The sequence below is a fragment of the Pseudomonas sp. S3_E10 genome (assembly GCF_054667615.1).
On the sequence record NZ_CP162743.1, the window covers coordinates 5075071 to 5098114 of the forward strand.

20 protein-coding genes are annotated in these 23044 nt (G+C 60.2%); 2 read left to right on the forward strand and 18 right to left on the reverse strand.

The window, feature by feature from the left end; genetic code table 11:
* Position 1 precedes the first annotated feature (1 nt).
* The 17 genes from nuoH to AB4N98_RS23355 form a co-directional block, all read right to left on the reverse strand.
* Positions 2-1009: an NADH-quinone oxidoreductase subunit NuoH gene (nuoH, locus tag AB4N98_RS23275; RefSeq protein WP_017137518.1), complete on the reverse strand. Its 1008-nt coding sequence runs from the start codon at positions 1007-1009 to the stop codon at positions 2-4.
* Entirely contained in the window at positions 1006-3720 is a 2715-nt protein-coding gene (gene nuoG, locus AB4N98_RS23280) for an NADH-quinone oxidoreductase subunit NuoG (protein WP_460148943.1), read from the reverse strand. The genes nuoH and nuoG overlap by 4 nt, the downstream gene beginning before the upstream one ends.
* A gap of 135 nt (positions 3721-3855) precedes the next feature.
* Entirely contained in the window at positions 3856-5211 is a 1356-nt protein-coding gene (gene nuoF / locus AB4N98_RS23285; protein WP_017527178.1) for an NADH-quinone oxidoreductase subunit NuoF, read from the reverse strand.
* On the reverse strand, positions 5208-5705 hold the full coding sequence (gene nuoE / locus AB4N98_RS23290) for an NADH-quinone oxidoreductase subunit NuoE (protein WP_003174721.1): 498 nt from the start codon (positions 5703-5705) through the stop codon (positions 5208-5210). Before nuoE ends, nuoF begins: the two co-directional genes overlap by 4 nt.
* Before the next feature lie 2 nt (positions 5706-5707).
* Positions 5708-7492, reverse strand: coding sequence for an NADH-quinone oxidoreductase subunit C/D (nuoC, locus tag AB4N98_RS23295; RefSeq protein WP_017527179.1), 1785 nt, complete (start codon positions 7490-7492; stop codon positions 5708-5710).
* 71 nt (positions 7493-7563) lie between these two features.
* Complete coding sequence (locus tag AB4N98_RS23300) at positions 7564-8238, reverse strand: NuoB/complex I 20 kDa subunit family protein (protein ID WP_017527180.1); 675 nt, start codon at positions 8236-8238, stop codon at positions 7564-7566.
* A 10-nt stretch (positions 8239-8248) separates the two neighbouring features.
* The gene (locus tag AB4N98_RS23305; protein ID WP_003219575.1) at positions 8249-8662 is read right to left on the reverse strand and encodes an NADH-quinone oxidoreductase subunit A; all 414 of its coding nucleotides are present in this window, start codon (positions 8660-8662) and stop codon (positions 8249-8251) included.
* A gap of 555 nt (positions 8663-9217) precedes the next feature.
* Positions 9218-10543, reverse strand: coding sequence for an isocitrate lyase (gene aceA / locus AB4N98_RS23310; RefSeq protein WP_003174717.1), 1326 nt, complete (start codon positions 10541-10543; stop codon positions 9218-9220).
* Positions 10544-11037: 494 nt separating this feature from the next.
* Positions 11038-11775 (reverse strand): secretin N-terminal domain-containing protein, encoded by a 738-nt coding sequence (locus AB4N98_RS23315; protein ID WP_017527181.1) that lies wholly within the window; start codon positions 11773-11775, stop codon positions 11038-11040.
* Between the two features lie 229 nt (positions 11776-12004).
* Positions 12005-12427 carry a GNAT family N-acetyltransferase gene (locus AB4N98_RS23320; protein ID WP_017527182.1) on the reverse strand — a complete coding sequence of 141 codons (423 nt, stop codon included), beginning with the start codon at positions 12425-12427 and terminating at the stop codon, positions 12005-12007.
* A complete protein-coding gene (locus AB4N98_RS23325) occupies positions 12420-13586 on the reverse strand; it encodes a ribosomal protein uL16 3-hydroxylase (RefSeq protein ID WP_017527183.1) in 1167 nt (388 codons plus the stop codon). The genes AB4N98_RS23320 and AB4N98_RS23325 overlap by 8 nt, the downstream gene beginning before the upstream one ends.
* 83 nt (positions 13587-13669) lie before the next feature.
* Positions 13670-15040, reverse strand: a complete 1371-nt coding sequence (gene purB / locus AB4N98_RS23330; protein WP_065877430.1) for an adenylosuccinate lyase — start codon at positions 15038-15040, stop codon at positions 13670-13672.
* 125 nt (positions 15041-15165) lie between these two features.
* Positions 15166-15789 carry a high frequency lysogenization protein HflD gene (gene hflD / locus AB4N98_RS23335; protein WP_065877428.1) on the reverse strand — a complete coding sequence of 208 codons (624 nt, stop codon included), beginning with the start codon at positions 15787-15789 and terminating at the stop codon, positions 15166-15168.
* Entirely contained in the window at positions 15786-16910 is a 1125-nt protein-coding gene (gene mnmA, locus AB4N98_RS23340; protein WP_017527186.1) for a tRNA 2-thiouridine(34) synthase MnmA, read from the reverse strand. Before mnmA ends, hflD begins: the two co-directional genes overlap by 4 nt.
* 59 nt (positions 16911-16969) lie before the next feature.
* Positions 16970-17416 (reverse strand): NUDIX hydrolase, encoded by a 447-nt coding sequence (locus AB4N98_RS23345; RefSeq protein WP_017527187.1) that lies wholly within the window; start codon positions 17414-17416, stop codon positions 16970-16972.
* A gap of 67 nt (positions 17417-17483) precedes the next feature.
* Positions 17484-17885, reverse strand: coding sequence for a carbohydrate-binding module family 20 domain-containing protein (locus AB4N98_RS23350; protein WP_017527188.1), 402 nt, complete (start codon positions 17883-17885; stop codon positions 17484-17486).
* 211 nt (positions 17886-18096) lie between these two features.
* Complete coding sequence (locus AB4N98_RS23355; protein ID WP_017527189.1) at positions 18097-20322, reverse strand: NADP-dependent isocitrate dehydrogenase; 2226 nt, start codon at positions 20320-20322, stop codon at positions 18097-18099.
* A 507-nt stretch (positions 20323-20829) separates the two neighbouring features.
* On the opposite strand from AB4N98_RS23355, the gene icd reads away from it, so the two are divergent.
* On the forward strand, positions 20830-22086 hold the full coding sequence (gene icd / locus AB4N98_RS23360) for an NADP-dependent isocitrate dehydrogenase (protein ID WP_065877767.1): 1257 nt from the start codon (positions 20830-20832) through the stop codon (positions 22084-22086).
* 81 nt (positions 22087-22167) lie between these two features.
* On the opposite strand, the gene cspD is transcribed toward icd, so the two are convergent.
* Entirely contained in the window at positions 22168-22446 is a 279-nt protein-coding gene (cspD, locus tag AB4N98_RS23365; RefSeq protein WP_065877426.1) for a cold shock domain-containing protein CspD, read from the reverse strand.
* 224 nt (positions 22447-22670) lie between these two features.
* On the opposite strand from cspD, the gene clpS reads away from it, so the two are divergent.
* Positions 22671-23039, forward strand: coding sequence for an ATP-dependent Clp protease adapter ClpS (gene clpS, locus AB4N98_RS23370; protein ID WP_065877424.1), 369 nt, complete (start codon positions 22671-22673; stop codon positions 23037-23039).
* Positions 23040-23044: the final 5 nt, after the last annotated feature.

A 23044-nucleotide genomic window follows, 5' to 3' on the forward strand; every position in this document is an offset into this window, starting at 1 on the left:
CTCACTGAACCGCGCCGGCTGGCGTGTTCAACAACACGACGGCAGCCGTCACCAGCAAATTGATCAGGGTCAGCGGCAGGCAGAATCTCCAGCTGAAATCCATCACCTGGTCATAGCGCGGGCGCGGAATCGAGGCGCGCAGCAGGATGAACAGCATGATGAAGAACGCAGTCTTCAGGAAGAACCAGAAGAAGGCCAACTGCGGCAGGATGCCGAACGGACCGTGCCAGCCGCCGAAGAACAGCGTGACCAGCAGGGCCGAGATCAAGATGATGCCGATGTACTCACCGACGAAGAACATGCCCCACTTCATGCCGGCATATTCAATGTGGTAACCGTCGGCCAGTTCCTGTTCCGCTTCCGGCTGGTCGAAGGGGTGACGGTGAGTCACGGCCACGCCAGCGATGAAGAACGTACAGAAGCCAAAGAACTGCGGAATGATGAACCACAGGTTCTGCGCCTGGTACTCGACGATGTCGCGCATGTTGAACGAGCCAACCTGCACCACGATGCCCATCAGTGCCAACCCCATGAACACTTCATAGGATACGGTTTGCGCCGAGGCACGCAAGCTGCCCAGCAGGGCGAACTTGTTGTTGCTCGACCAACCGGCGAACAGCACCGCGTAGACCGACAAACCGGCCATGGCGAAGAAGAACAGCAAACCGATGTTCAGGTCCGCCACGCCCCAGGTCGGGGTGATCGGGATGATCGCAAACGCAATCAGCAAGGCGCTCATGGCCACGACGGGTGCCAGGGTGAAGATCACCTTGTCGGCAAACGGCGGGGTCCAGTCTTCCTTGAAGAACATTTTCAGCATGTCGGCGGCGATCTGGAACATACCGAACGGGCCAACGCGGTTCGGACCGTAACGGTCCTGCCACCAGCCCAGCAGGCGACGTTCGACGAAGCTGAGCAGGGCGCCCGCGACGACCACGGCCAACAGGATCACGATGGCCTTGACCACCGAGATGATCACGTCAATTACTTCCGGCGTGAACCAAGTCATTGCGCTGCCTCCTGCAGACCGTCAACGGTTTTGCCGAAAATGGCGGGCGGGATCCCGGCGATGCCTTTTGGCAGCGCAACCAGGCCGGCACCCAGCTCTTCGTTGATGCGCAGCGGCAGGCGCAGGGCCTGGCCGGCCACGTTCAGGCTGAGCAAAGCGCCGTCGTTGACGCCCAGGCGGTCGGCTTCGGACTTGGCCAGCGACACGTAGGCGGCTGGAATGCGCTCTTGCACCGGCGCGGCCTTGGAAGAGTTCTCTTCGCTGCCGAACAGGTGGAAGAACGGCACGACCTGCCAGGTACCCGGCGCCGGGTTGAACGGACGCGGGACCGCGGCGAACCAGTTCAGCGAGTCACCGCTGCTTTCGATCAGGCGGGTGCCCGGGTCACCGGCACGGATATGCCCACCGACTTCGTCCTGGAACTTGTTCCAGGCCTGCGGCGAGTTCCAGCCCGGCGACCAGGCGAACGGCACCTGCTGACGCGGTTCGGCCGAACCCGAGTAACCTTCCATCGAGAAGGCGAACGCGGTGTCGTTGTCTTGCGGGGTACGCGGTTCGTGCACGCTGATGTCGGCGCGCATGGCGGTACGACCGGAGTAACGCAGCGGTTCACGGGCGAGTTTCAAGCCCTTGATGCGGAACGCGGCGGACGGCGCGGCATCGACGATACGCGCCAGTTGCGGTGCACTGGAGGCCACGGCAGCGGTGACGTGGTCGAGCTGGGTCCAGTCGATCGGCTGGTTCAGCAGGGTCGCGCGCAGGGCATGCAGCCAGCGCCAGCCTTCGTGAACCAGGATGCTGGCGTCCATGTACTTCGGATCGAACACCTGGAAGAAGCGCTGGGCGCGGCCTTCCTGGCTGACCAGGGTACCGTCGCCTTCGGCGAAGGTGGCGGCCGGCAGCACCAGATGGGCACGGTCGCTGGTGGCGGTCTTCTGGTGGTCGGCCACGATCAGCACTTTGGCGGCGCTGAGTGCGGCGTCAACCTTGGCGGCATCGGTGCGGGTGTACAGGTCGTTTTCCAGTACCACGATGGCATCGGCACGGCCGTCGGTCACCGCTTGCAGCGCAGCGTCAACGGACTCGCCACCGAGCATGGCCAGGCCGAGGCTGTTGGCTTCCGGCACGACCAGGCTGATGGAACCGTTCTTGTCGCGCAGCTTGAGGGCCTTGGCGATGTTGGCGGCGGCTTCGATCAGCGCTTTGGAACCCAACGAGGTACCGGCAATGATCAGCGGGCGCTTGGCCGCCAGCAGGGCGTCGGCGATACGCTGGGCCAGCGCCACGGCTTCAGCGTCCAGGCCGTCGACGGCAGGCGCGCCGGCGTCAAGGGCGTGGGCCACGGCGAAACCGATGCGGGCCAGGTCGTCCGGTGCTGCGTGGACGCATTCTTCGGCGATGTCGTCGAGCTTGGTTTCAGCCAGGCTTGCGATAAACAGTGGGTTCAGCGCGTGCTGGCCGATGTTCTTCACGGCGGCGTCGAGCCACGGCTGTACGCGCATGGCGTCGGCCATTTCTTCGGCTTTGCCTTTGACCGACTGGCGCAACGACAGCGCTATGCGCGCGGCGGTCTGGGTCAGGTCTTCACCGAGCACGAAGATCGCGTCGTGGTCTTCGATGTCGCGCATGTTCGGCACGGGCAGCGGGCTGTCGTTCAGCACTTGCAGCACCAGACGGATACGCTCCAGCTCACCGTCTTCGATGCCGCTGTAGAAGTGCTCGGCGCCTACCAGCTCGCGCAACGCGTAGTTGCTTTCGAGGCTGGCGCGCGGCGAACCGATACCGACGATGTTGCGGCCGCGCAGCAGGTCGGCGGCTTTATCCAGCGCTTCGTCCAGGCTCAGCTTGGCGCCATCGGCCAGCAACGGCTGGCGTGGGCGGTCTTCGCGGTTGACATAGCCGTAGCCGAAACGGCCACGGTCGCACAGGAAGTACTGGTTGACCGAACCGTTGAAGCGGTTTTCGATACGACGCAGTTCACCGTAGCGCTCGCCCGGGGAGATGTTGCAACCGCTGGAGCAGCCATGGCAGATGCTCGGCGCGAATTGCATGTCCCACTTACGGTTGTAGCGCTCGGAGTGGGTTTTGTCGGTGAACACACCGGTCGGGCAGACCTCGGTGAGGTTGCCGGAGAACTCGCTCTCGAGCACGCCGTCTTCAACGCGACCGAAGTACACGTTGTCGTGTGCGCCAAAGACGCCCAGGTCGGTGCCGCCGGCATAGTCTTTATAGAAGCGCACGCAGCGGTAGCAGGCAATGCAGCGGTTCATCTCGTGGGAGATGAACGGGCCGAGGTCCTGGTTCTGGTGGGTACGCTTGGTGAAGCGATAGCGGCGCTCGTTGTGGCCGGTCATCACCGTCATGTCTTGCAGGTGGCAGTGACCGCCTTCCTCACAGACCGGGCAGTCGTGGGGGTGGTTGGTCATCAGCCATTCGACAACGCTGGCGCGGAACGCCTTGGATTCTTCATCGTCGATGGAGATCCAGGTGTTGTCGGTGGCTGGGGTCATGCAGGACATGACGATACGACCACGGGTGTCGTTCTCGTCGGTGTATTGCTTGACCGCACACTGGCGACAGGCACCGACGCTACCAAGCGCGGGGTGCCAGCAGAAATACGGGATGTCGAGGCCTAGTGACAGACATGCCTGTAACAGGTTGTCCGCCCCATCGACTTCGAGCGCTTTGCCGTCTACGTGGATAGTGGCCATGGTTCAAAGTTCTTCGTTGGCCCGTTGTCAGCGGGCGTGGCTAATGGAATCTTGTTATTCATGTGCATCTACACAGCCGTTACGGCGTCAGCACATGAGCAGGCGAAGGGCACGGACCCTTCGCCTGTTTAAGCGTTACGCGCCGACTACGATCGGCTTCGCCAGAGGCGGCACGGCGGCGCTGGTAGGCGCGATGCCGGCTTCGAACTCCGAGCGGAAGTATTTGATTGCGCTGCCCAGTGGCTCCACGGCGCCCGGTGCGTGAGCACAGAAAGTCTTGCCGGGGCCGAGGAAACCGACCAGGCCCAGCAGGGTTTCGATGTCACCCTCGCGGCCTTCGCCGTTTTCCAGCGCCATCAGCAGCTTCACGCTCCACGGCAAACCGTCGCGGCATGGGGTGCAGAAGCCGCAGGACTCGCGGGCAAAGAACTGCTCCATGTTGCGCAGCAGCGAGACCATGTTCACCGTGTTGTCCACCGCCATCGCCAGGCCGGTACCCATCCGGGTGCCCACCTTGCCGATGCCGCCGGCGTACATTTGTGCGTCGAGGTGCTCAGGGAGCAGGAAACCGGTACCGGCGCCGCCTGGCTGCCAGGCTTTCAAGGTGTAGCCGTCGCGCATGCCACCGGCGTAGTCCTCGAACAGCTCGCGCGCGGTCACGCCGAATGGCAGTTCCCACAGGCCAGGGTTCTTGACCTTGCCGGAGAAGCCCATGAGCTTGGTGCCCATGTCTTCGCTGCCTTCGCGGGCCAACGATTTGTACCAGTCCACGCCGTCGGCGATGATCGCCGGCACGTTGCACAGGGTCTCGACGTTGTTCACGCAGGTCGGCTTGCCCCACACGCCCACGGCGGCAGGGAAGGGCGGCTTGGAACGCGGGTTGGCGCGGCGGCCTTCGAGGGAGTTGATCAGCGCGGTTTCTTCACCGCAGATGTAACGCCCGGCGCCGGTGTGCACGAACAGTTCGAAGTCAAAACCCGAACCGAGGATGTTCTTGCCCAGCAGGCCCGCTGCCTTGGCTTCGGCCACGGCACGGTTGAGGTGCTTGGCGGCGGTGGTGTATTCGCCACGCAGGAAGATGTAGCCACGGTAGGTCTTGAGGGCGCGGGCACTGATCAGCATGCCTTCGATCAGCAGATGGGGCAGTTGCTCCATCAGCATGCGGTCTTTCCAGGTGTTGGGCTCCATTTCATCCGCGTTGCACAGCAGGTAGCGGATGTTGATGGACTCGTCCTTGGGCATCAGGCCCCACTTCACGCCCGTGGGGAAGCCTGCACCGCCGCGGCCCTTGAGGCCGGCGTCCTTGACCGTCTGGACGATATCGTCCTGGGCCATGTCGGCGAAGGCTTTGCGCGCGGCGGCGTAACCGTTCTTGGCCTGGTATTCGTCGAGCCATACCGGCTCGGCATCATCACGCAGGCGCCAGGTCAGCGGGTGGGTCTCGGCCGAACGCTTGATCAGGTTGGCCGGGCCGAAAGAAGTCAGGGTCATGGGTAGCCCTCGAGCAATTGGGTCACGCCAGCAGGCTGCACGTCACCGAATGTGTCGTCGTCGATCATCAACGCCGGCGCCTTGTCGCAGTTGCCCAGGCAGCACACCGGCAGCAGCGTGAAGCGCCCGTCCGGTGTGGTCTGGCCGAGGCCGATGCCCAGCTTGTTCTGGATCTCGCTGACCACCGACTCGTGACCCCCGATATAGCAGACCATGCTGTCGCACACGCGAATGATGTGGCGGCCGACCGGCTGGCGGAAGATCTGGCTGTAGAACGTCGCCACGCCTTCAACGTCGCTGGCGGGGATGCCGAGGATCTCGCCGATGGCGTAGAGCGCGCCGTCAGGCACCCAGCCACGTTCCTTCTGGACGATCTTCAAGGCTTCGATCGACGCCGCGCGCGGGTCTTCGTAGTGATGCAGCTCGTGCTCGATGGCCGAGCGCTCGGTTTCACTCAAGGTGAAACGGTCTGTCTGGATAAGCGTGCTGTTCATGCTTAGCGGTCCACGTCGGCCATAACGAAATCGATACTACCCAGGTACGCAATCAAGTCCGCGACCATCTCGCCTTTGATCACCGAAGGGATCTGCTGCAAGTGCGGGAAGCTTGGGGTGCGAATCCGGGTGCGGTAGCTCATGGTGCCGCCATCGCTCGTCAGGTAATAACTGTTGATACCCTTGGTCGCTTCGATCATCTGGAAGGATTCGTTGGCCGGCATGACCGGGCCCCACGAAACCTGCAGGAAGTGCGTGATCAGGGTTTCGATGTGCTGCAGCGTGCGCTCTTTGGGCGGCGGCGTGGTCAGCGGGTGATCCGCTTTGTACGGGCCGGCCGGCATGTTGCGCATGCACTGCTCGATGATCTTCAGGCTCTGGCGCATTTCTTCGACGCGCACGATGCAACGGTCGTAGGCATCGCCATTGGCCGCCAAGGGTACTTCGAACTCGAAGTTCTCGTAGCCGGAATACGGGCGTGCTTTACGCAGGTCGAAGTCGCAACCGGTGGAACGCAGGCCGGCACCGGTGACGCCCCATTCCAGGGCTTCTTTGGTGTTGTACTGCGCGACGCCGATGGTGCGGCCCTTGAGGATGCTGTTGTCCAGGGCGGCTTTCTGGTATTCGTCCAGACGCTTGGGCATCCACTCGACGAATTCCTTGACCAGGCGCTCCCAACCATTGGGCAGGTCGTGGGCCACGCCGCCGATGCGGTACCAGGCCGGGTGCAGACGGAAGCCGGTGATGGCCTCGATGACCTTGTAGGCACGCTGACGGTCGGTGAAGGTGAAGAACACCGGGGTCATGGCGCCGACGTCCTGGATATAGGTACCCAGGAACAGCAGGTGGCTGGTGATGCGGAAGAACTCGGCCATCATGATGCGGATGGTGTCGACGCGGTCTGGCACTTTAATGCCGGCCAGCTTCTCGACCGAGAGCACGTACGGCAGGTTGTTCATCACGCCGCCGAGGTAGTCGATACGGTCGGTGTACGGGATGAAGCTGTGCCAGGACTGGCGCTCGGCCATCTTCTCGGCACCACGGTGGTGGTAGCCGATGTCCGGTACGCAGTCGACGATTTCTTCGCCATCCAGTTGCAGGATGATACGGAAGGCACCGTGAGCCGAAGGGTGGTTCGGGCCCAGGTTGAGGAACATGTAGTCCTCGTTGGTGCCGGAGCGCTTCATGCCCCAGTCTTCCGGACGGAAGCGCGCGGCTTCTTCTTCCAGCTGTTGCTTGGCCAGGTTGAGGCTGAACGGGTCGAATTCGGTGGCGCGGGCAGGGAAGTCCTTGCGCAGCGGGTGACCTTCCCAGGTCGGCGGCATCATGATGCGCGTCAGGTGCGGGTGGCCAGGGAAGTCGATACCGAACATGTCCCAGACTTCACGCTCGTACCAGCTGGCGTTCGGCCAGATACCGGTCACGGTCGGGACGCTCAGGTCGCTTTCGCTCAGCGCGACCTTGATCATCACGTCGCTGTTACGCTCCAGCGACATCAAGTGGTAGAACACGGTGAAATCGGCGCCGCTCGGCAGCCCCTGGCGCTTGGTGCGCAGACGCTCGTCCACGCCATGCAGGTCATAGAGCATGACGTACGGCTTGGGCAGGTTGCGCAGGAAGGTCAGGACCTCGACGAGCTTGGCGCGCGCCACCCACAGCACCGGCATACCGGTGCGTGTGGCCTGGGCGGTGAAGGCGTCAGGGCCGAAACGGTTATTGAGTTCGACGACCACATCCTGGTCGTCTGCCTTATAAGGCGGGATATACAGAGCACTGCCTGTAGTCATGGTTTTTTATCGCTTTCGGTCAACGTAAAGAATGAGGCCAGGTTTTCGTTCTATAAAAGAAGCGGGCTGGATCAGACTTCGTCGGGGCTGCGCAGATTGGTGACTGCGATTCGCTGTTCGCGGCGCGCATCCTTTTGCGAAGGCATCTCGGCGCGATACACGCCTTGATCGCCGACGACCCAGGACAGCGGGCGACGCTCCTTGCCAATCGATTCCTGCAACAGCATCAAGCCTTGCAGAAATGCTTCGGGGCGGGGCGGGCAGCCAGGCACATAGACGTCCACGGGCAGGAACTTGTCCACCCCTTGAACGACCGAGTAGATGTCGTACATGCCACCGGAGTTGGCGCACGAACCCATGGAGATAACCCACTTCGGCTCGAGCATTTGCTCATAGAGACGCTGGATGATCGGCGCCATCTTGATGAAGCAGGTACCGGCGATAACCATGAAATCCGCCTGGCGCGGCGAGGCCCGGATAACTTCGGCGCCAAAGCGCGCGATGTCGTGGGGCGCCGTGAAGGCGGTGGTCATTTCCACGTAGCAGCACGAAAGGCCGAAGTTGTACGGCCACAGGGAGTTTTTACGCCCCCAGTTGACCGCGCCACTCAGCACGTCCTCCAGCTTGCCCATGTAGATGTTTTTGTGGACTTGGTCTTCTAACGGGTCGGAAACGGTTTCCCGTTCGCCGATGGGGTATTGCTCGTTAGGAGCATCCGGGTCGATCCTGGTGAGATTGTATTGCATCGCCAAAGCCTCATTGTTTCAGCTTCGCTTGCCGCTTACGACGAGCTTCCGGAGCCCAATCAAGGGCGCCCACTCGAAATAGGTAGACAAGGCCTGCCAACAGAATTGCTATGAAAACGAGGGCTTCGACGAATCCGGTCCAGCCGCTTTCGCGGACGGACACAGACCAGGCAAAGAGAAAAAGGGCTTCGATATCGAAGATCACGAAGAGCATCGCGACCAGATAGAATTTGGCTGAGAGCCGCAAGCGGGCGCCACCTGTAGGTAGCATGCCCGACTCGAACGGTTCGTTTTTGCTGCGGCCCCAGGCTTTTGACCCAAGGAGGCTGGAGACGCCGAGCATGAAGGCACAGAGGCCGACAACACCGAGGAGGAAAATGGCAAAGCCCCAGTTGTGGGCCATGAGTCCTGTCGCTTCGGTCATGCTGGAAATCCTTAACAGAGAGCAAAGGTCTCTGAGCTCGAAAAAGTAATGATGCAGTGACGATATGTCGCAGCGCAGTCAACCGCGGTGATTTTATGGCTAAACACCGGGCAAGTAAAATTGCGATAGCGAAATTATTCGTTGGAATAAGGACATAGTGCACCTCAATGGGGCTGTAACCCTTACAGGGTGGGCATTAGCGGGCATTTAATCAAATCTGTTTTGTTTAACCGGTAACGAAGCTTTTAAGTGCCAAATGATAATGAATATTGTTTGCGCGGAGGTTTAAGCGAGTGTTTCTCGTGTGGCGCGGGAAGTTGCCGTTACTTGCTTGAATGTCGCGAGTGTTGGAGTGGATCTTTTAACCGATTTATCTGCAGCGAATACCGCTCTGGATCAAGATTTGCGCAAAATTTTCAGGCAGATCACATTTCCCCATGTGGGAGGGGGCTCAGTCCAGGCAAAAAAAACGCCCCGAACCAGTCGGGGCGTGATTGTTGTGCGGCACGGCGGTTAGGTCTTCCCTGGGGCCGCCGTGGCCGTGTACCCGATCAATCAGTGAAACTGTTCTTCTTCGGTCGAGCCGGTCAGCGCGGTCACGGACGAGGTGCCGCCCTGGATCACGGTGGTCATGTCGTCGAAGTAGCCGGTGCCCACTTCCTGCTGGTGCGCCACGAAGGTGTAGCCCTTGGCGGCGTCAGCGAATTCCTGCTCCTGCAGCTTCACGTAGGCGGTCATGTCGTTGCGGGCGTAGTCGTGCGCCAGGTTGAACATGCTGTGCCACATGTTGTGAATGCCGGCCAGGGTGATGAACTGGTGCTTGTAGCCCATGGCGGACAGTTCGCGCTGGAACTTGGCGATGGTCGCGTCGTCCAGGTTCTTCTTCCAGTTGAAAGAAGGCGAGCAGTTGTAGGACAGCAGTTGGTCCGGGTATTCCTTTTTGATCGCTTCAGCAAAGCGACGGGCTTCGTCCAGATCCGGCTTGGCGGTTTCGCACCAGATCAGGTCGGCGTACGGCGCGTAGGCCAGGCCGCGAGCGATAGCCTGGTCCAGGCCGGCGCGTACTTTGTAGAAGCCTTCCTGGGTACGTTCGCCGGTCACGAACGGCTGGTCGTACGGGTCGCAGTCCGACGTCAGCAGGTCAGCGGCGTTGGCATCGGTACGCGCCAGGATGATGGTCGGCGTCCCGGCAACGTCAGCGGCCAAACGCGCAGCGGTCAGCTTCTGTACGGCTTCCTGGGTCGGAACCAGTACCTTGCCGCCCATGTGGCCGCATTTTTTCACGGAAGCCAGTTGGTCTTCGAAGTGAACGCCGGCAGCGCCTGCTTCGATCATGCTCTTCATCAGCTCGTAAGCGTTCAGTACGCCGCCGAAACCGGCCTCGGCGTCAGCCACGATCGGTGCGAAGTAGTCGATGTAGCCTTCGTCACCTGGGTTCTTGCCGGCTTTCCACTGGATCTGGTCGGCACGACGGAACGAGTTGTTGATGCGCTTGACCACGGTCGGCACGGAGTCCACCGGGTACAGCGATTGGTCGGGGTACATGGACTCGGCGGAGTTGTTGTCCGCCGCCACTTGCCAGCCGGACAGGTAGATCGCCTGGATACCGGCTTTCACCTGTTGGACTGCCTGGCCGCCAGTGAGGGCGCCCATGCAGTTGACGAAATCTTTGTCGGGGCGGAAGGAAGGCTTGGCACCTTGGGTGACCAGGTTCCACAGCTTCTCGGCGCCGAGTTTTGCAAAGGTGTGCTCGGGTTGAACCGAGCCACGCAGGCGGACGACGTCAGCAGCGGAATAAGCGCGGGTTACGCCTTTCCAGCGTGGGTTTTCAGCCCAATCTTTTTCAAGGGCTGCAATTTGCTGTTCGCGTGTCAGTGCCATGGGGAAAAACCTCGTCGCATAGGTCTAGGTGGAAAAGTCCTTTTGCCTGCCACGCAATCGTTGCGCGGTAGGGCGGCTCGCTGACCAGAGGCATAGGCGGTCAAGCCAGGTTCGACGGGGGAGGCGACGGGGTGAACGAAGGGCTCAAGGGAGAAAGTGAGCAGGTAGGGGCGAACCGAGAACAGTCTTTGGGCGTCGTGGGCCGTTGGACATTCTGCAGTGTGTTGCCGGGTTACCTGGTTAGCTTCCGTCCCTCGGGACAACTTCGTTCCAGTCGCAACCAACGTCAAACACACCTTGTGGGCGGTACAGACACGAATCGGCTCAGGTGGGTAACTTAGAGCGGCGATCCGAAGACCCTTGCCAGGGCCTCTGATTAGCGGGAGCGAGGCCATCATGCCCATGCTTTTTTGGATCGTCAAATGTTTTGTAGTGCTTTTTTTGAAGCACTACATCTTTAGTCTAATACGACTCATCAGTCAGTTTTTGGTGCTTCAGTTCAGGGTGTCGACCTTGACCCGTAAAGTCAGGTCGTCGCGCCCCTGGGTAGCGTAGCTGCGGGTTGTGGAGGATTTATCGGCCTGGGTTTCACGATTGACGCCGGCCAGGGATATCCATTCGCCCAAGCGCCCGCTGACGGTTGTGTCGGTACTTTGCACGTTCACTACATCGGGACGTTCCTGGCTCATGCGGTCACGGTTGGTACTGATCGCCAGGTGTACGGTCTCGCCAGTGACGCTGGCGGTCACATAAAAGCCCTGGGTGACATTGCGATATTGGGTCTGGTTTTGCGGGCGCCCGTACGCGTCGGGTTGGGTGGTGGTCAGCGGGACGCTCTGGCCTACCTGGATCAGGGCCGGCACGCCTTCACTGGCCTGGATCTGCTGGATGCCGCCGTCGCGACTGGCGGTGCCATAGCTGATGATGCGGGTCTGGCTGTCGCCGCTGTTTTGCTGGTTGGTTTCGTTGGTGTCGACGGTGATCAGCAGGCGCTTGGCCGGCGTGTCGAGTTGGGCGAGCAGGGCGCGCAGCTCTTCGATCTTGCCGGGCTCGGCTTTGACAATAAGCTGGTTGCCGTAAGCGCTGACGGTGCCGTCCTTGCCGATGAAGTTCTGTGCTACAGGCAGCAGGTCGGCGCTGGTGCGGTTGCTCAGGTTGACGACTTGGGTGTCGGCCATGGCCGAGACGCTGGCGGTCAGCAGGAGTGCGGTGAGCAGGGTGCGTAGGGACATGTCCGTTATCTCTGCGAGTCATTTGGGCTTGATAGTGCCAGTTTGTCGGCCTGGCGGGTCGCATATTGAATCGTAGACGGCAAAATGCCCTGGCTGGCAGGGCATTTTGGGGTGTTGCTGAGATAGCTATCGGGAGCAAGCCCCCTCCCACACTTGACCGAGTACATCCTTTGGAATGCGGCCAATGTGGGAGGGGGCTTGCCCCCGATGGCGGCGACTCGGTCTTGAGTCAGCCCCCGCGCACCATATCGACGTGCGGAATCCCGACTTCAAGAAACTCGTCACTGACGATCTCGAAGCCCAGCCGCTCATAAAACGGTGCGGCATACACCTGAGCGCTGAGAAACTGCTTGGTCTGGCCGCGTTTTTCAGCTGCTTCGATCACGGCCTCCATCAGCTTGTCGCCCACCTTCAGCCCGCGCCAGTCCTTGAGCACCGACACGCGGCCGATCTCGCCGCTGGGCAGCAGGCGCGCGGTGCCAATCGCAAAGTCGCCTTCGAATGCGAGGAAATGCATGGCGTCCGCGTCGTCCGCGTCCCATTCCAGCTCCGGTGGAACCGATTGCTCAGCGATAAATACCGCTTCACGAATGCGCCGAATCTCGTCGATATCCTTTCGCCAGTCCGCGACACTTACGTGAATCTTATTCATCGGCAAACCCCAAGCTCCCTTGCTTGACCAATTCGCACAGCAGGTCGCGACCGTCTTCGTCGGCGAGCCACTCGCCGAGGTTTTCGCTGTGCAGCGCATCGGCCGAGCACACCAGTTTCAACAGCTCGCGCAGTTTGCCTGGCAGGTAACGGCTCTGGCCGCTGGCGAACAGCAGTACATCATCATCCACTTCGGACCAGGCCATGCGCGCGCTAGGGTTGCGCACCAGGATCGCGCCGTCCTGCAGGCTGCCGAGGAAGTCTTCTTCGCCCACGTCTTCGCCCGCTACCAGTTCCGGGTAGCGTGGCTCGGTCATGAACTGGCCGAACCAGGTCAGCAACATGCGCTCGTCGCTCATGTGCTCGGCCAGCAGGCTCTTGAGGCGATCAAGGGCGTCGCTCTGGATCTGATGCGGGTCGCTGACGGGCTGGGCGTCGGCGTCGGTGTAGCGCTCTTCGTCCGTCAGGTACTGGGCGAGGAAGTCGGTGAAGTGGGTCAGTACTTCGGCGGCGCTTGGGGCGCGGAAGCCGACCGAGTAGGTCATGCAGTCATCTTCAGCGATGCCGTAGTGTGCCAGGCGCGGCGGCAGGTAGAGCATGTCGCCCGGTTCCAGCACCCATTCGGCACTTTCTTCGAATTCGGCGAGGATGCGCAGGTCGGCGTGTTGCAGCAGTGGGCTTTCGGAGCTGCACATCTGGCCGATCTTCCAGTTGCGCTTGCCTTGGGCTTGCAGCAGGAACACGTCGTAGTTGTCGAAGTGCGGGCCTACGCTGCCGCCTGGCGCGGCGAAGCTGATCATCACGTCATCGATGCGCCAGCTAGGCAGGAAGCGGAACTGCTCCAGCAACTCGGCCACTTCCGGTACGAACTGGTCGACCGCTTGTACCAGCAGGGTCCACTCGCGTTCCGGCAGGGTGCTGAAGGCGTCTTCGGCGAACGGGCCGCGGCGCAGTTCCCATGGGCGCTCGCCGTGTTCGATCACCAGGCGCGATTCGACTTCTTCTTCCAGGGCCAGGCCGGCCAGTTCGTCGGCGTCTATCGGGCTTTCGAAGTCAGGGATGGCCTGACGGATCAGCAGCGGTTTTTTCTGCCAGTAATCGCGCAGGAATTCCCGTGCCGTGATGCCGCCCAAAAGTTGAAGAGGGATATCAGGATTCATGTGTAACCTATTGAAAAAAAGCACTTTTTAGACTGAAATAAAAACGCCCGGCGCGGCCGGGCGTCTCAAGGGTCTTGCGATGATCAGATGCGCTTGGCTTGGGCCACGGCGTTGCCGATGTAGTTGGCCGGGGTGAGCAATTTCAGCTCGGCCTTGGCAGCGTCCGGCATGTCCAGGCCGTCGATGAAAGTTTGCAGCGCTTGCGGGCTGATGCCCTTGCCACGGGTCAACTCTTTGAGCTTCTCGTAGGGGTTTTCGATGTTGTAGCGACGCATCACGGTCTGGATCGGCTCGGCCAGTACTTCCCAGCACGCGTCCAGGTCGGCGGCGATTTTCTGCTCGTTGAGCTCCAGCTTGCTGATGCCTTTGAGGCTGGCTTCGTACGCGATCACGCTGTGGGCAAAACCCACGCCGAGGTTGCGCAGTACAGTGGAGTCGGTCAGGTCGCGCTGCCAGCGGGAGATCGGCAACTTGCTGGCCAGGTGCTGGAACAACGCGTTGGCGATGCCGAGGTTGCCTTCGGAGTTTTCGAAGTCGATCGGGTTGACCTTGTGCGGCATGGTCGACGAACCGATTTCACCGGCAATGGTGCGCTGCTTGAAGTAGCCCAGGGAGATGTAGCCCCAGATATCGCGATCGAAGTCGATCAGGATGGTGTTGAAACGCGCAATCGCGTCGAACAGCTCGGCAATATAGTCGTGCGGTTCGATCTGCGTGGTGTACGGGTTGAAGCCCAGGCCCAGTTCGTCTTCGATGAAGGCGCGGGCGTTGGCTTCCCAGTCGATCTCAGGGTAAGCCGACAGGTGGGCATTGTAGTTGCCGACAGCGCCGTTGATCTTGCCCAGCAGCGGAACGGCAGCGACTTGAGCGATTTGACGCTCCAGGCGGTACACCACGTTGGCCAGTTCTTTGCCCAGGGTGGTCGGGGAGGCGGGTTGACCGTGGGTGCGCGACAGCATCGGCACAGCAGCGAAGCGGATCGCCAGTTCGCGGATGGCTTCGGCGGTCTGGCGCATCAGCGGCAGCATCACGTCATCACGGCCTTCGCGCAGCATCAGGGCGTGGGACAGGTTGTTGATGTCCTCGCTGGTGCAGGCAAAGTGGATGAATTCACTGACCTGGGCCAGTTCCGGCAGCTTGGCCGCTTGCTCCTTGAGTAGGTACTCAATGGCTTTGACGTCGTGGTTGGTGGTGCGCTCGATCTCTTTGACACGCTCGGCGTGCTCCAGAGAGAAGTTTTCCGCCAGGGTGTTCAATACAGCGTTGGCCTCGGCGGAAAACGCCGGCACTTCGCTGATGGCGCGGTGACTGGCCAGGCGCTGGAGCCAGCGCACTTCAACCAGTACACGAGCACGGATCAAGCCGTATTCGCTGAAAATAGGGCGCAGGGCCTGGGTTTTGCCGGCGTAGCGGCCGTCAACAGGGGAAACCGCAGTGAGCGAAGAGAGCTGCATGGGGTGTTCTCGGACAGTCGGGCAACGAAATGGGGCGCGTATCATACATGAAAAAATCCGCCAGTCCGTTGCCAACTGACCGGCGTATTACGCGTAACGGCTTGAAAATAGCGTGCTGGTGCGACTTATTCGTTGCGCATCAACGGGTAAAGCTCTTTGAGCAATTTGCGCCGGCTGATCACTAGTTGCCAACGATGACCGCCCAACTGGCGCCACAACCGCGCCGAACGAATACCGGCCAGCAGCAGCGCACGGATTTTCGAGGCGTTGTTCGGTTGTTGCAGGTTGCGCATGTCGCCGTGCACCTGGATCCGTTGGCGCAAGGTACTCAAAGTATCCTGGTACAGCGCGCCGCAGGCGGCGATCACGTTTTCGTGAGCCGTGCCGAAGTGCTCGACCTGGGATTGGATCTGCGGCAGGCGTTTGCCGATGGTTTCCAGCATGTCGTCGCGCTTGGCCAGTTGCCGCTCGAGGCCGAGCATCGACAGGGCATAGCGCAGCGGCTCGCGCTGCAAGGTGCTCGGGTCGCGCTCCAAGGCGCCGATCAGCGCGCGGTAGCCTTCACGCAGCGCGAGGTCGTCGCCGCCGTAGACTTCGAGGGTGTCCTTGGGGTCGCGGATCAGCAGGCTGCCGAGCATGCAGGTCAGGCCCGCTTCGGTGACCTGGCCGGTCTTGGCGATCTTGTCCACCAGCACGGCAGACAGAAATACGCCGCCCAGTGCGGTCAATTGCTCCTGGGTCGGGCTCATGCCGGGTTGCTCCAGGCCTGCGCGACTTCAATCACGCCGCCGCCCAGGCAGATTTCACCGTCATAGAACACCACGGATTGGCCAGGCGTGACCGCGCGCTGCGGGTCATCGAAGGTGGCGCGGTAGCCCGAAGCGGTTTTTTCCAGGGTGCAGGGTTGGTCGCTCTGGCGATAACGCACTTTGGCGGTCAGGCGGCGCGGCGTGCTCAGGTCGATCGGGTTGACCCAATAGATTTCCGAAGCGAGCAGGGCGCCGGAGAACAGCAAAGGGTGTTCGTTGCCCTGGCCGACGATCAGTACGTTGTTTTCCAGGTCCTTGACCAGCACGTACCACGGCTCTTCACCGGCGTCTTTGAGGCCGCCTATGCCCAGACCCTGGCGTTGGCCGATGGTGTGGTACATAAGGCCGTGGTGGCGACCGATCACTTCACCATCGGTGGTTTTGATGTCGCCCGGTTGTGCCGGCAGGTATTGCTTGAGGAAGTCGCTGAAGCGGCGCTCACCGATAAAGCAGATCCCGGTGGAATCTTTCTTCTTGGCGGTGGCCAGGCCATGTTGCTCGGCGATCTTGCGGACCTCGGGCTTTTCCAGTTCGCCGACCGGGAACAGGGTCTTGGCGATCTGTTCGCCGCCGACGGCATGCAGGAAGTAGCTCTGGTCCTTGTTCGGGTCCAGGCCCTTGAGCAGTTCGGTGCGGCCGTCGATATCGCGGCGACGCACGTAGTGGCCGGTGGCGATCAGGTCGGCGCCGAGCATCATGGCGTAGTCGAGGAACGCCTTGAACTTGATCTCGCGGTTACACAGGATGTCCGGGTTCGGCGTGCGACCGGCCTTGTATTCGGCCAGGAAGTGCTCGAACACGTTGTCCCAGTACTCGGCGGCGAAATTGGCGGTGTGCAGCTTGATACCGATCTTGTCGCACACGGCCTGCGCATCCGCCAGGTCGTCCATGGCGGTGCAATATTCCGTTCCATCGTCTTCTTCCCAGTTCTTCATGAACAGGCCTTCCACCTCATAACCCTGCTCCATGAGCAGAACGGCGGAAACGGAAGAGTCCACGCCGCCGGACATGCCGACGATGACGCGCTTCTTTTGTGTGGCAGAAGGGGCTGGATCACGCATAGGGTTTCAACGGGTGTCTTGAAAAAGGACGCGATTCTAACAGGCCTGGGCCCGCAAGGCTAAAGAGAAGGGCGGATCAATTCCAGGCTGTGGCGCTGGCCGGCCAGATAATCATCGATACAGCGGATGATCAGCTCGCTGCGCCAGTCGTCGCGCAGGGCCATCAGTTCGTCACGGGTGAGCCAGCGGGCGCGGACGATGCCTTCGTCGAGTTGATAGCCCGGGTGGTGTTGCAGGGCCTTGGCGATAAAGCACACGCGCTGATAGGTCACGCCGTTGCTCGGTGCGGTGTACAGGTAGATGCCGACGATGCCGGTGGCTTCGACGTCCCAGCCGGTTTCTTCGAGGGTTTCACGCACGGCGGCTTCCGTCAGGGTTTCGTGCGGGTCGAGGTGGCCGGCGGGCTGGTTGAGCACGGCGCGGCCGCCCTTGAGTTCTTCGACCATCAGGAACTTGCCGTTGTCTTCGACGATGGTGGCGACGGTGATGTGGGGTTGCCAGGTCATGAATGGCTCTCGAATGCAGGTGGGGGCTAAATCATCCTGCATGATACGCCGGACATGGCTGGGCTGCTCAAAACGTAGCGGTGGCCTGGGCTTGCGGGGAGAACGTCAATATCACTTCGTTATTCGGCCCAGCCTGCCATTTCTGTACATCCTGCGGGTTCTTTTCGTTGCGAATAATGCACTTCCATTCCACCTTTTCATCGAGCTGGACGCCCGAAAAACGCACCTGGCCGGTCCATGTCGGGTAGTTGGATGGGCTGAGTAAAACGGCGTTGGCGGGGTCCCATTTTCCGACTTCTGGGTGCGAGCCAACCACATAAACGCTATATCCTTGCGTTGTGACGCCGTTCTGGCAGGTAAAGCTCGCGTTGAGGAAGTATGTCATCTGGACGTTTTGGCCAGCGTTTGCCAGGGGCAGCAGCGCAAGTAAGAAAGCGCCCAGTGGCAATAAATAGTAGGTGCGCAACATTTGATGGTCTCCCGGTCTCGGCTCAGTCGTCACGGGATAAGGATGGCCCTCAGGGGGCTGGGGGGCACCTGTTAGAACTTACAGTTCATTAGAGTTTTTCGCGATTGTTCTGCCATCGGGAGCAAGCTCCCTCCCACATTTGAATCCGGTTTATTTGCTGGAAACAGAAACCCCGGCACAAGGCCGGGGCTTCTTTTGCATCGTTACAACCTTACTTCAACTTGGCAATCGCCGCGTTGAGGGTGTTGCTTGGGCGCATGGCCTTGCTGGTCAGCTCTGGGTTCGGCGCGTAGTAGCCGCCGATGTCCACTGGCTTGCCCTGTACGGCGTTGAGTTCGGCAACGATGGTTGCTTCGTTCTCCGCCAGGGTCTTGGCCAGTTCGCCGAACTGCGCTTGCAGTGCAGTGTCTTCGGTCTGGGCGGCCAGGGCTTGGGCCCAGTACAGCGCCAGGTAGAAGTGGCTGCCGCGGTTGTCGATGTTGCCGACTTTGCGCGATGGCGACTTGTTGTTGTCCAGGAACTGGCCGGTGGCCTGGTCCAGGGTCTTGGACAGTACCAAGGCTTTCGGGTTGTTGTAGGTCACACCCAAATGCTCAAGGGAGGCGGCCAGGGCCAGGAACTCGCCCAGGGAGTCCCAACGCAGGAAGTTTTCTTCCAGCAATTGCTGCACGTGCTTGGGTGCCGAACCGCCGGCGCCGGTTTCGAACAGGCCACCGCCATTCATCAGTGGCACGATCGACAGCATCTTGGCGCTGGTGCCCAGTTCCATGATCGGGAACAGGTCGGTCAGGTAGTCGCGCAGTACGTTGCCGGTTACCGAGATGGTGTCCAGGCCCTTGCGGGTGCGTTCCAAGGTGAACTTCATGGCGTCGACCGGCGACATGATGCGGATGTCCAGGCCTTCGGTGTTGTGGTCTTTCAGGTAAGCCTGAACTTTCTCGACCACGACGCCGTCGTGCGCACGCTTGGGGTCCAGCCAGAAGATGGCCGGGGTGTTGCTGGCGCGGGCACGGTTGACGGCCAGCTTGACCCAGTCCTGGATCGGCGCGTCCTTGGTCTGGCACATGCGGAAGATGTCGCCGGCTTCGACGTTCTGTTCCATCAGCAGGTTGCCCTTGCTGTCGGTGACGCGGACTACGCCGTCGGCCTTGATCTGGAAGGTCTTGTCGTGGGAGCCGTACTCTTCGGCTTTTTTAGCCATCAGGCCAACGTTCGGCACGCTGCCCATGGTGGTTGGGTCGAAGGCGCCATTGGCCTTGCAGTCTTCGATGACGGCTTGGTAGATGGTGGCGTAGCAGCGGTCTGGAATCACGGCCTTGGTGTCGTGCAGTTGGCCGTCGGTGCCCCACATTTTGCCGGAGTCACGGATCATGGCCGGCATCGAGGCGTCGACGATCACGTCGCTCGGCACGTGCAGGTTGGTGATGCCTTTGTCGGAGTTGACCATCGCCAGGGAAGGGCGAGCGGCGTAGACCGCCTGGATGTCCGCTTCGATCTGCGCTTGCTGGTCGGCCGGCAGCGCCTTGATGCGTGCGTACAGGTCGCCGATGCCGTTGTTCAGGTTGAAGCCGATCTGTTCCAGCACGGTGGCGTGCTTGGTCAGGGCATCTTTATAGAACTCGGCAACGATCTGGCCGAACATGATTGGGTCGGAGACCTTCATCATGGTGGCTTTGAGGTGCACCGACAGCAATACGCCTTGTTTCTTGGCGTCTTCGATTTCAGCGGCGATGAACGAACGCAGGGCGTTTTTGCTCAGCACGGCGCTGTCGAGGATTTCGCCGGCCTGGGCGGTGGTCTTTTCTTTGAGGACGGTGGTGGCGCCATCCTTGCCGACCAGCTCGATTTTGACAGCATCGGCCGCTTCGATCTGTACGGCTTTTTCGCTGCCGTAGAAGTCGCCGCTGCTCATGTGGGCAACGTGGGATTTGGAGTCGGCAGCCCAGGCACCCATTTTGTGCGGGTGCTTGCGCGCATAGTTCTTGACCGACAGCGGTGCGCGGCGGTCGGAGTTGCCTTCGCGCAGTACCGGGTTCACGGCGCTACCCTTGACCTTGTCGTAACGTGCGCGGGTTTCTTTTTCCGCGTCGGTGGTTACGGTTTCCGGGTAGTCCGGCAGGGCGTAGCCCTGGGCCTGCAGTTCTTTGATCGCGGCTTGCAGCTGCGGGGTCGAAGCACTGATGTTAGGCAGCTTGATGATGTTGGCTTCGGGGGTAACGGCCAGGGCGCCCAGTTCGGCGAGGTGGTCCGGTACAGCCTTGGTGCCCAGTTGCTCGGGGAAGCTTGCGAGGATGCGCCCGGCGAGGGAAATATCGCGGGTTTCCACGGCAATATCAGCGGAAGCGGTGAAGGCCTCTACGATAGGCAGCAGTGAATAGGTGGCGAGGGCTGGGGCTTCGTCGGTGAAGGTGTAGATGATCTTCGAGCGGGTGGGCATATTCGGATTAACTCTCTTCTTTGCTGAAAGCGTGCGCAGAAACTCGAGATGCGCCGGGTGGAGCGCGTTCGTTCAAAGTCATCCATGAGCGAAAGGTCGAGGTTTCTTCGCGGTGATGTTGGGTTGCATCAGTCGAGCGTCAAGCGGGTGGACTATTGTATTAGTCCTGCTTTTGGCGGAAGGCGCCGCTCTTTATTTGCAGAAACTGGAGCGGTCCGCCGTCGTGACTCTTTGGTCAGCGGCGGCATTATACATAGGTCGCTATGCTTACGCCGAGCCTTCATACAAAAGGTGTGTCGTCCATTGGTCTAAAGGTCGCAGGTACCGGGTTGCGCCTAAAGTCGCACGATGTGCTCAAGATTGGCGTTTTTCCCTTTGCTTTCAGGCTTGTAGGTGGCAATTTATGCTGTTTTCGATGCAAATGAGCATGGCGCGAGGTTTCAGTCGCCATTTATCTGGAGTAGGCTCGAACGCAGCCAGATGTTCAATCCATAGATGGAGTTCAGCATGGGATACAAGAAGATTCAGGTTCCGGCAGTCGGCGACAAAATCACCGTCAACGCAGACCATTCTCTCAATGTTCCTGACCAACCGATCATCCCTTATATCGAAGGTGACGGTATTGGCGTCGACATCAGCCCGGTGATGATCAAGGTGGTCGACGCAGCTGTTGAAAAGGCCTACGGCGGCAAGCGCAAGATTTCGTGGATGGAGGTGTACGCCGGCGAGAAGGCGACCCAGGTCTACGATCAGGACACCTGGCTGCCCCAGGAAACCCTCGATGCGGTCAAGGATTATGTGGTGTCCATCAAGGGCCCGCTGACCACACCGGTCGGTGGCGGGATCCGGTCGTTGAACGTGGCGCTGCGCCAGCAACTTGACCTCTATGTGTGCCTGCGCCCGGTGCGCTGGTTTGAAGGCGTGCCCAGCCCGGTCAAGAAGCCTGGCGACGTGGACATGACCATCTTCCGCGAAAACTCCGAAGATATTTATGCCGGGATCGAGTGGAAGGCCGGCTCGCCGGAAGCGATCAAGGTGATCAAGTTCCTCAAGGAGGAAATGGGCGTCACCAAGATCCGTTTTGACCAGGATTGCGGGATTGGCGTCAAGCCGGTTTCCAAGGAAGGTACCAAGCGCCTGGCGCGTAAGGCCCTTCAATACGTAGTGGATAATGATCGCGATTCGCTGACCATCGTGCACAAAGGCAACATCATGAAGTTCACCGAAGGGGCCTTCAAGGAATGGGCCTACGAGGTGGCCGCTGAGGAATTTGGCGCGACCCTGCTTGATGGCGGGCCGTGGATGCAGTTCAAGAACCCGAAGACCGGCAAGAATGTGGTGGTCAAGGATGCGATTGCCGACGCCATGCTCCAGCAGATCCTGTTGCGTCCGGCCGAATATGACGTGATTGCTACCCTCAACCTCAATGGTGACTACCTGTCCGACGCCCTGGCGGCGGAGGTGGGCGGTATCGGTATTGCGCCGGGGGCGAACCTGTCCGATACCGTGGCAATGTTCGAAGCCACCCACGGCACTGCGCCAAAATACGCGGGCAAGGACCAGGTCAACCCGGGGTCGTTGATTTTGTCGGCGGAAATGATGTTGCGCCACATGGGGTGGGTCGAGGCGGCCGACCTGATCATCAAGGGTACCAATGGTGCGATTTCGGCCAAGACCGTGACCTATGACTTCGAGCGGTTGATGGAGGGCGCCAAGTTGGTGTCGTCGTCGGGCTTTGGTGATGCGCTGATTTCGCATATGTAAGGCTCAAGCCATAAAAAACGGCCGCCCCACATTGATTGGGGGCGGCCGTTTTTTTTCGCGAGCTACGCGCTCGACGGTGGATCAGGCCGTTTGCTTCTTTTCTTTATGAGCGTGGGAGGGTACGGTTTTTTCCGTTGATTCGACTTTCACTGCATCGATGTTCACTGCGTGCAGCCCTTTCGGTCCTTGAATGATTTCAAAGCTCACCACCTGGCCAGCTTTCAGCGTTTTGTAACCATCCATAATGATCGCTGAGTAATGCGCAAAAAGATCCTCAGTTTTTCCTTCTTCATTCACAAAGCCATATCCTTTGGCGTTGTTGAACCACTTGACCTTGCCATTGATCTTGACGCCAGACATACCCATTTCCTTCTGCACCAGACTCCATCACTGGAGTATCATCCAGTTTATCCGTCCTAACCCGAATAAATAAGGTTGACTGCGCGGACCTTTTTTACCCACTGTGGGTTCTATTGGTTGTAACACCGATTTGCCGATAGTCAAGGCGACCAGTCGGTCAGAGTTGAATTTCTGACAGCTCGCCCCCACCACTGTATTTGAACCACTGACGAACCTTTCTTTCCATGCATGCAATCAGCCAGATTCGACTAACATTCAATCAGGATCGACCGGATCACGAACACGATGACGACGGTTCTGCGGGCATTGCTGTCAAAGAGGCCAAGCCTGCTTTACAGGCGCCGCCGATGTACAAGGTGGTTTTGTTCAATGATGACTACACACCGATGGATTTCGTCGTCGAAGTGCTCGAGGTGTTTTTTAACCTGAACCGCGAGTTGGCGACCAAGGTAATGCTGGCCGTTCACACAGAAGGACGGGCAGTATGTGGAGTGTTTACCCGTGACATCGCCGAGACAAAGGCCATGCAGGTCAACCAGTACGCCAGGGAAAGCCAGCATCCGCTACTCTGTGAAATCGAGAAGGACGGTTAACGCCG

Bases quoted from the DNA above. Each gene is read 5' to 3' on its own strand.
- nuoH (WP_017137518.1), bottom strand. From the start codon at position 1,009: ATGACTTGGTTCACGCCGGAAGTAATTGACGTGATCATCTCGGTGGTC.
- nuoG (WP_460148943.1), bottom strand. From the start codon at position 3,720: ATGGCCACTATCCACGTAGACGGCAAAGCGCTCGAAGTCGATGGGGCG.
- nuoF (WP_017527178.1), bottom strand. From the start codon at position 5,211: ATGACCCTGACTTCTTTCGGCCCGGCCAACCTGATCAAGCGTTCGGCC.
- nuoE (WP_003174721.1), bottom strand. From the start codon at position 5,705: ATGAACAGCACGCTTATCCAGACAGACCGTTTCACCTTGAGTGAAACC.
- nuoC (WP_017527179.1), bottom strand. From the start codon at position 7,492: ATGACTACAGGCAGTGCTCTGTATATCCCGCCTTATAAGGCAGACGAC.
- AB4N98_RS23300 (WP_017527180.1), bottom strand. From the start codon at position 8,238: ATGCAATACAATCTCACCAGGATCGACCCGGATGCTCCTAACGAGCAA.
- AB4N98_RS23305 (WP_003219575.1), bottom strand. From the start codon at position 8,662: ATGACCGAAGCGACAGGACTCATGGCCCACAACTGGGGCTTTGCCATT.
- aceA (WP_003174717.1), bottom strand. From the start codon at position 10,543: ATGGCACTGACACGCGAACAGCAAATTGCAGCCCTTGAAAAAGATTGG.
- AB4N98_RS23315 (WP_017527181.1), bottom strand. From the start codon at position 11,775: ATGTCCCTACGCACCCTGCTCACCGCACTCCTGCTGACCGCCAGCGTC.
- AB4N98_RS23320 (WP_017527182.1), bottom strand. From the start codon at position 12,427: ATGAATAAGATTCACGTAAGTGTCGCGGACTGGCGAAAGGATATCGAC.
- AB4N98_RS23325 (WP_017527183.1), bottom strand. From the start codon at position 13,586: ATGAATCCTGATATCCCTCTTCAACTTTTGGGCGGCATCACGGCACGG.
- purB (WP_065877430.1), bottom strand. From the start codon at position 15,040: ATGCAGCTCTCTTCGCTCACTGCGGTTTCCCCTGTTGACGGCCGCTAC.
- hflD (WP_065877428.1), bottom strand. From the start codon at position 15,789: ATGAGCCCGACCCAGGAGCAATTGACCGCACTGGGCGGCGTATTTCTG.
- mnmA (WP_017527186.1), bottom strand. From the start codon at position 16,910: ATGCGTGATCCAGCCCCTTCTGCCACACAAAAGAAGCGCGTCATCGTC.
- AB4N98_RS23345 (WP_017527187.1), bottom strand. From the start codon at position 17,416: ATGACCTGGCAACCCCACATCACCGTCGCCACCATCGTCGAAGACAAC.
- AB4N98_RS23350 (WP_017527188.1), bottom strand. From the start codon at position 17,885: ATGTTGCGCACCTACTATTTATTGCCACTGGGCGCTTTCTTACTTGCG.
- AB4N98_RS23355 (WP_017527189.1), bottom strand. From the start codon at position 20,322: ATGCCCACCCGCTCGAAGATCATCTACACCTTCACCGACGAAGCCCCA.
- icd (WP_065877767.1), top strand. From the start codon at position 20,830: ATGGGATACAAGAAGATTCAGGTTCCGGCAGTCGGCGACAAAATCACC.
- cspD (WP_065877426.1), bottom strand. From the start codon at position 22,446: ATGTCTGGCGTCAAGATCAATGGCAAGGTCAAGTGGTTCAACAACGCC.
- clpS (WP_065877424.1), top strand. From the start codon at position 22,671: ATGCATGCAATCAGCCAGATTCGACTAACATTCAATCAGGATCGACCG.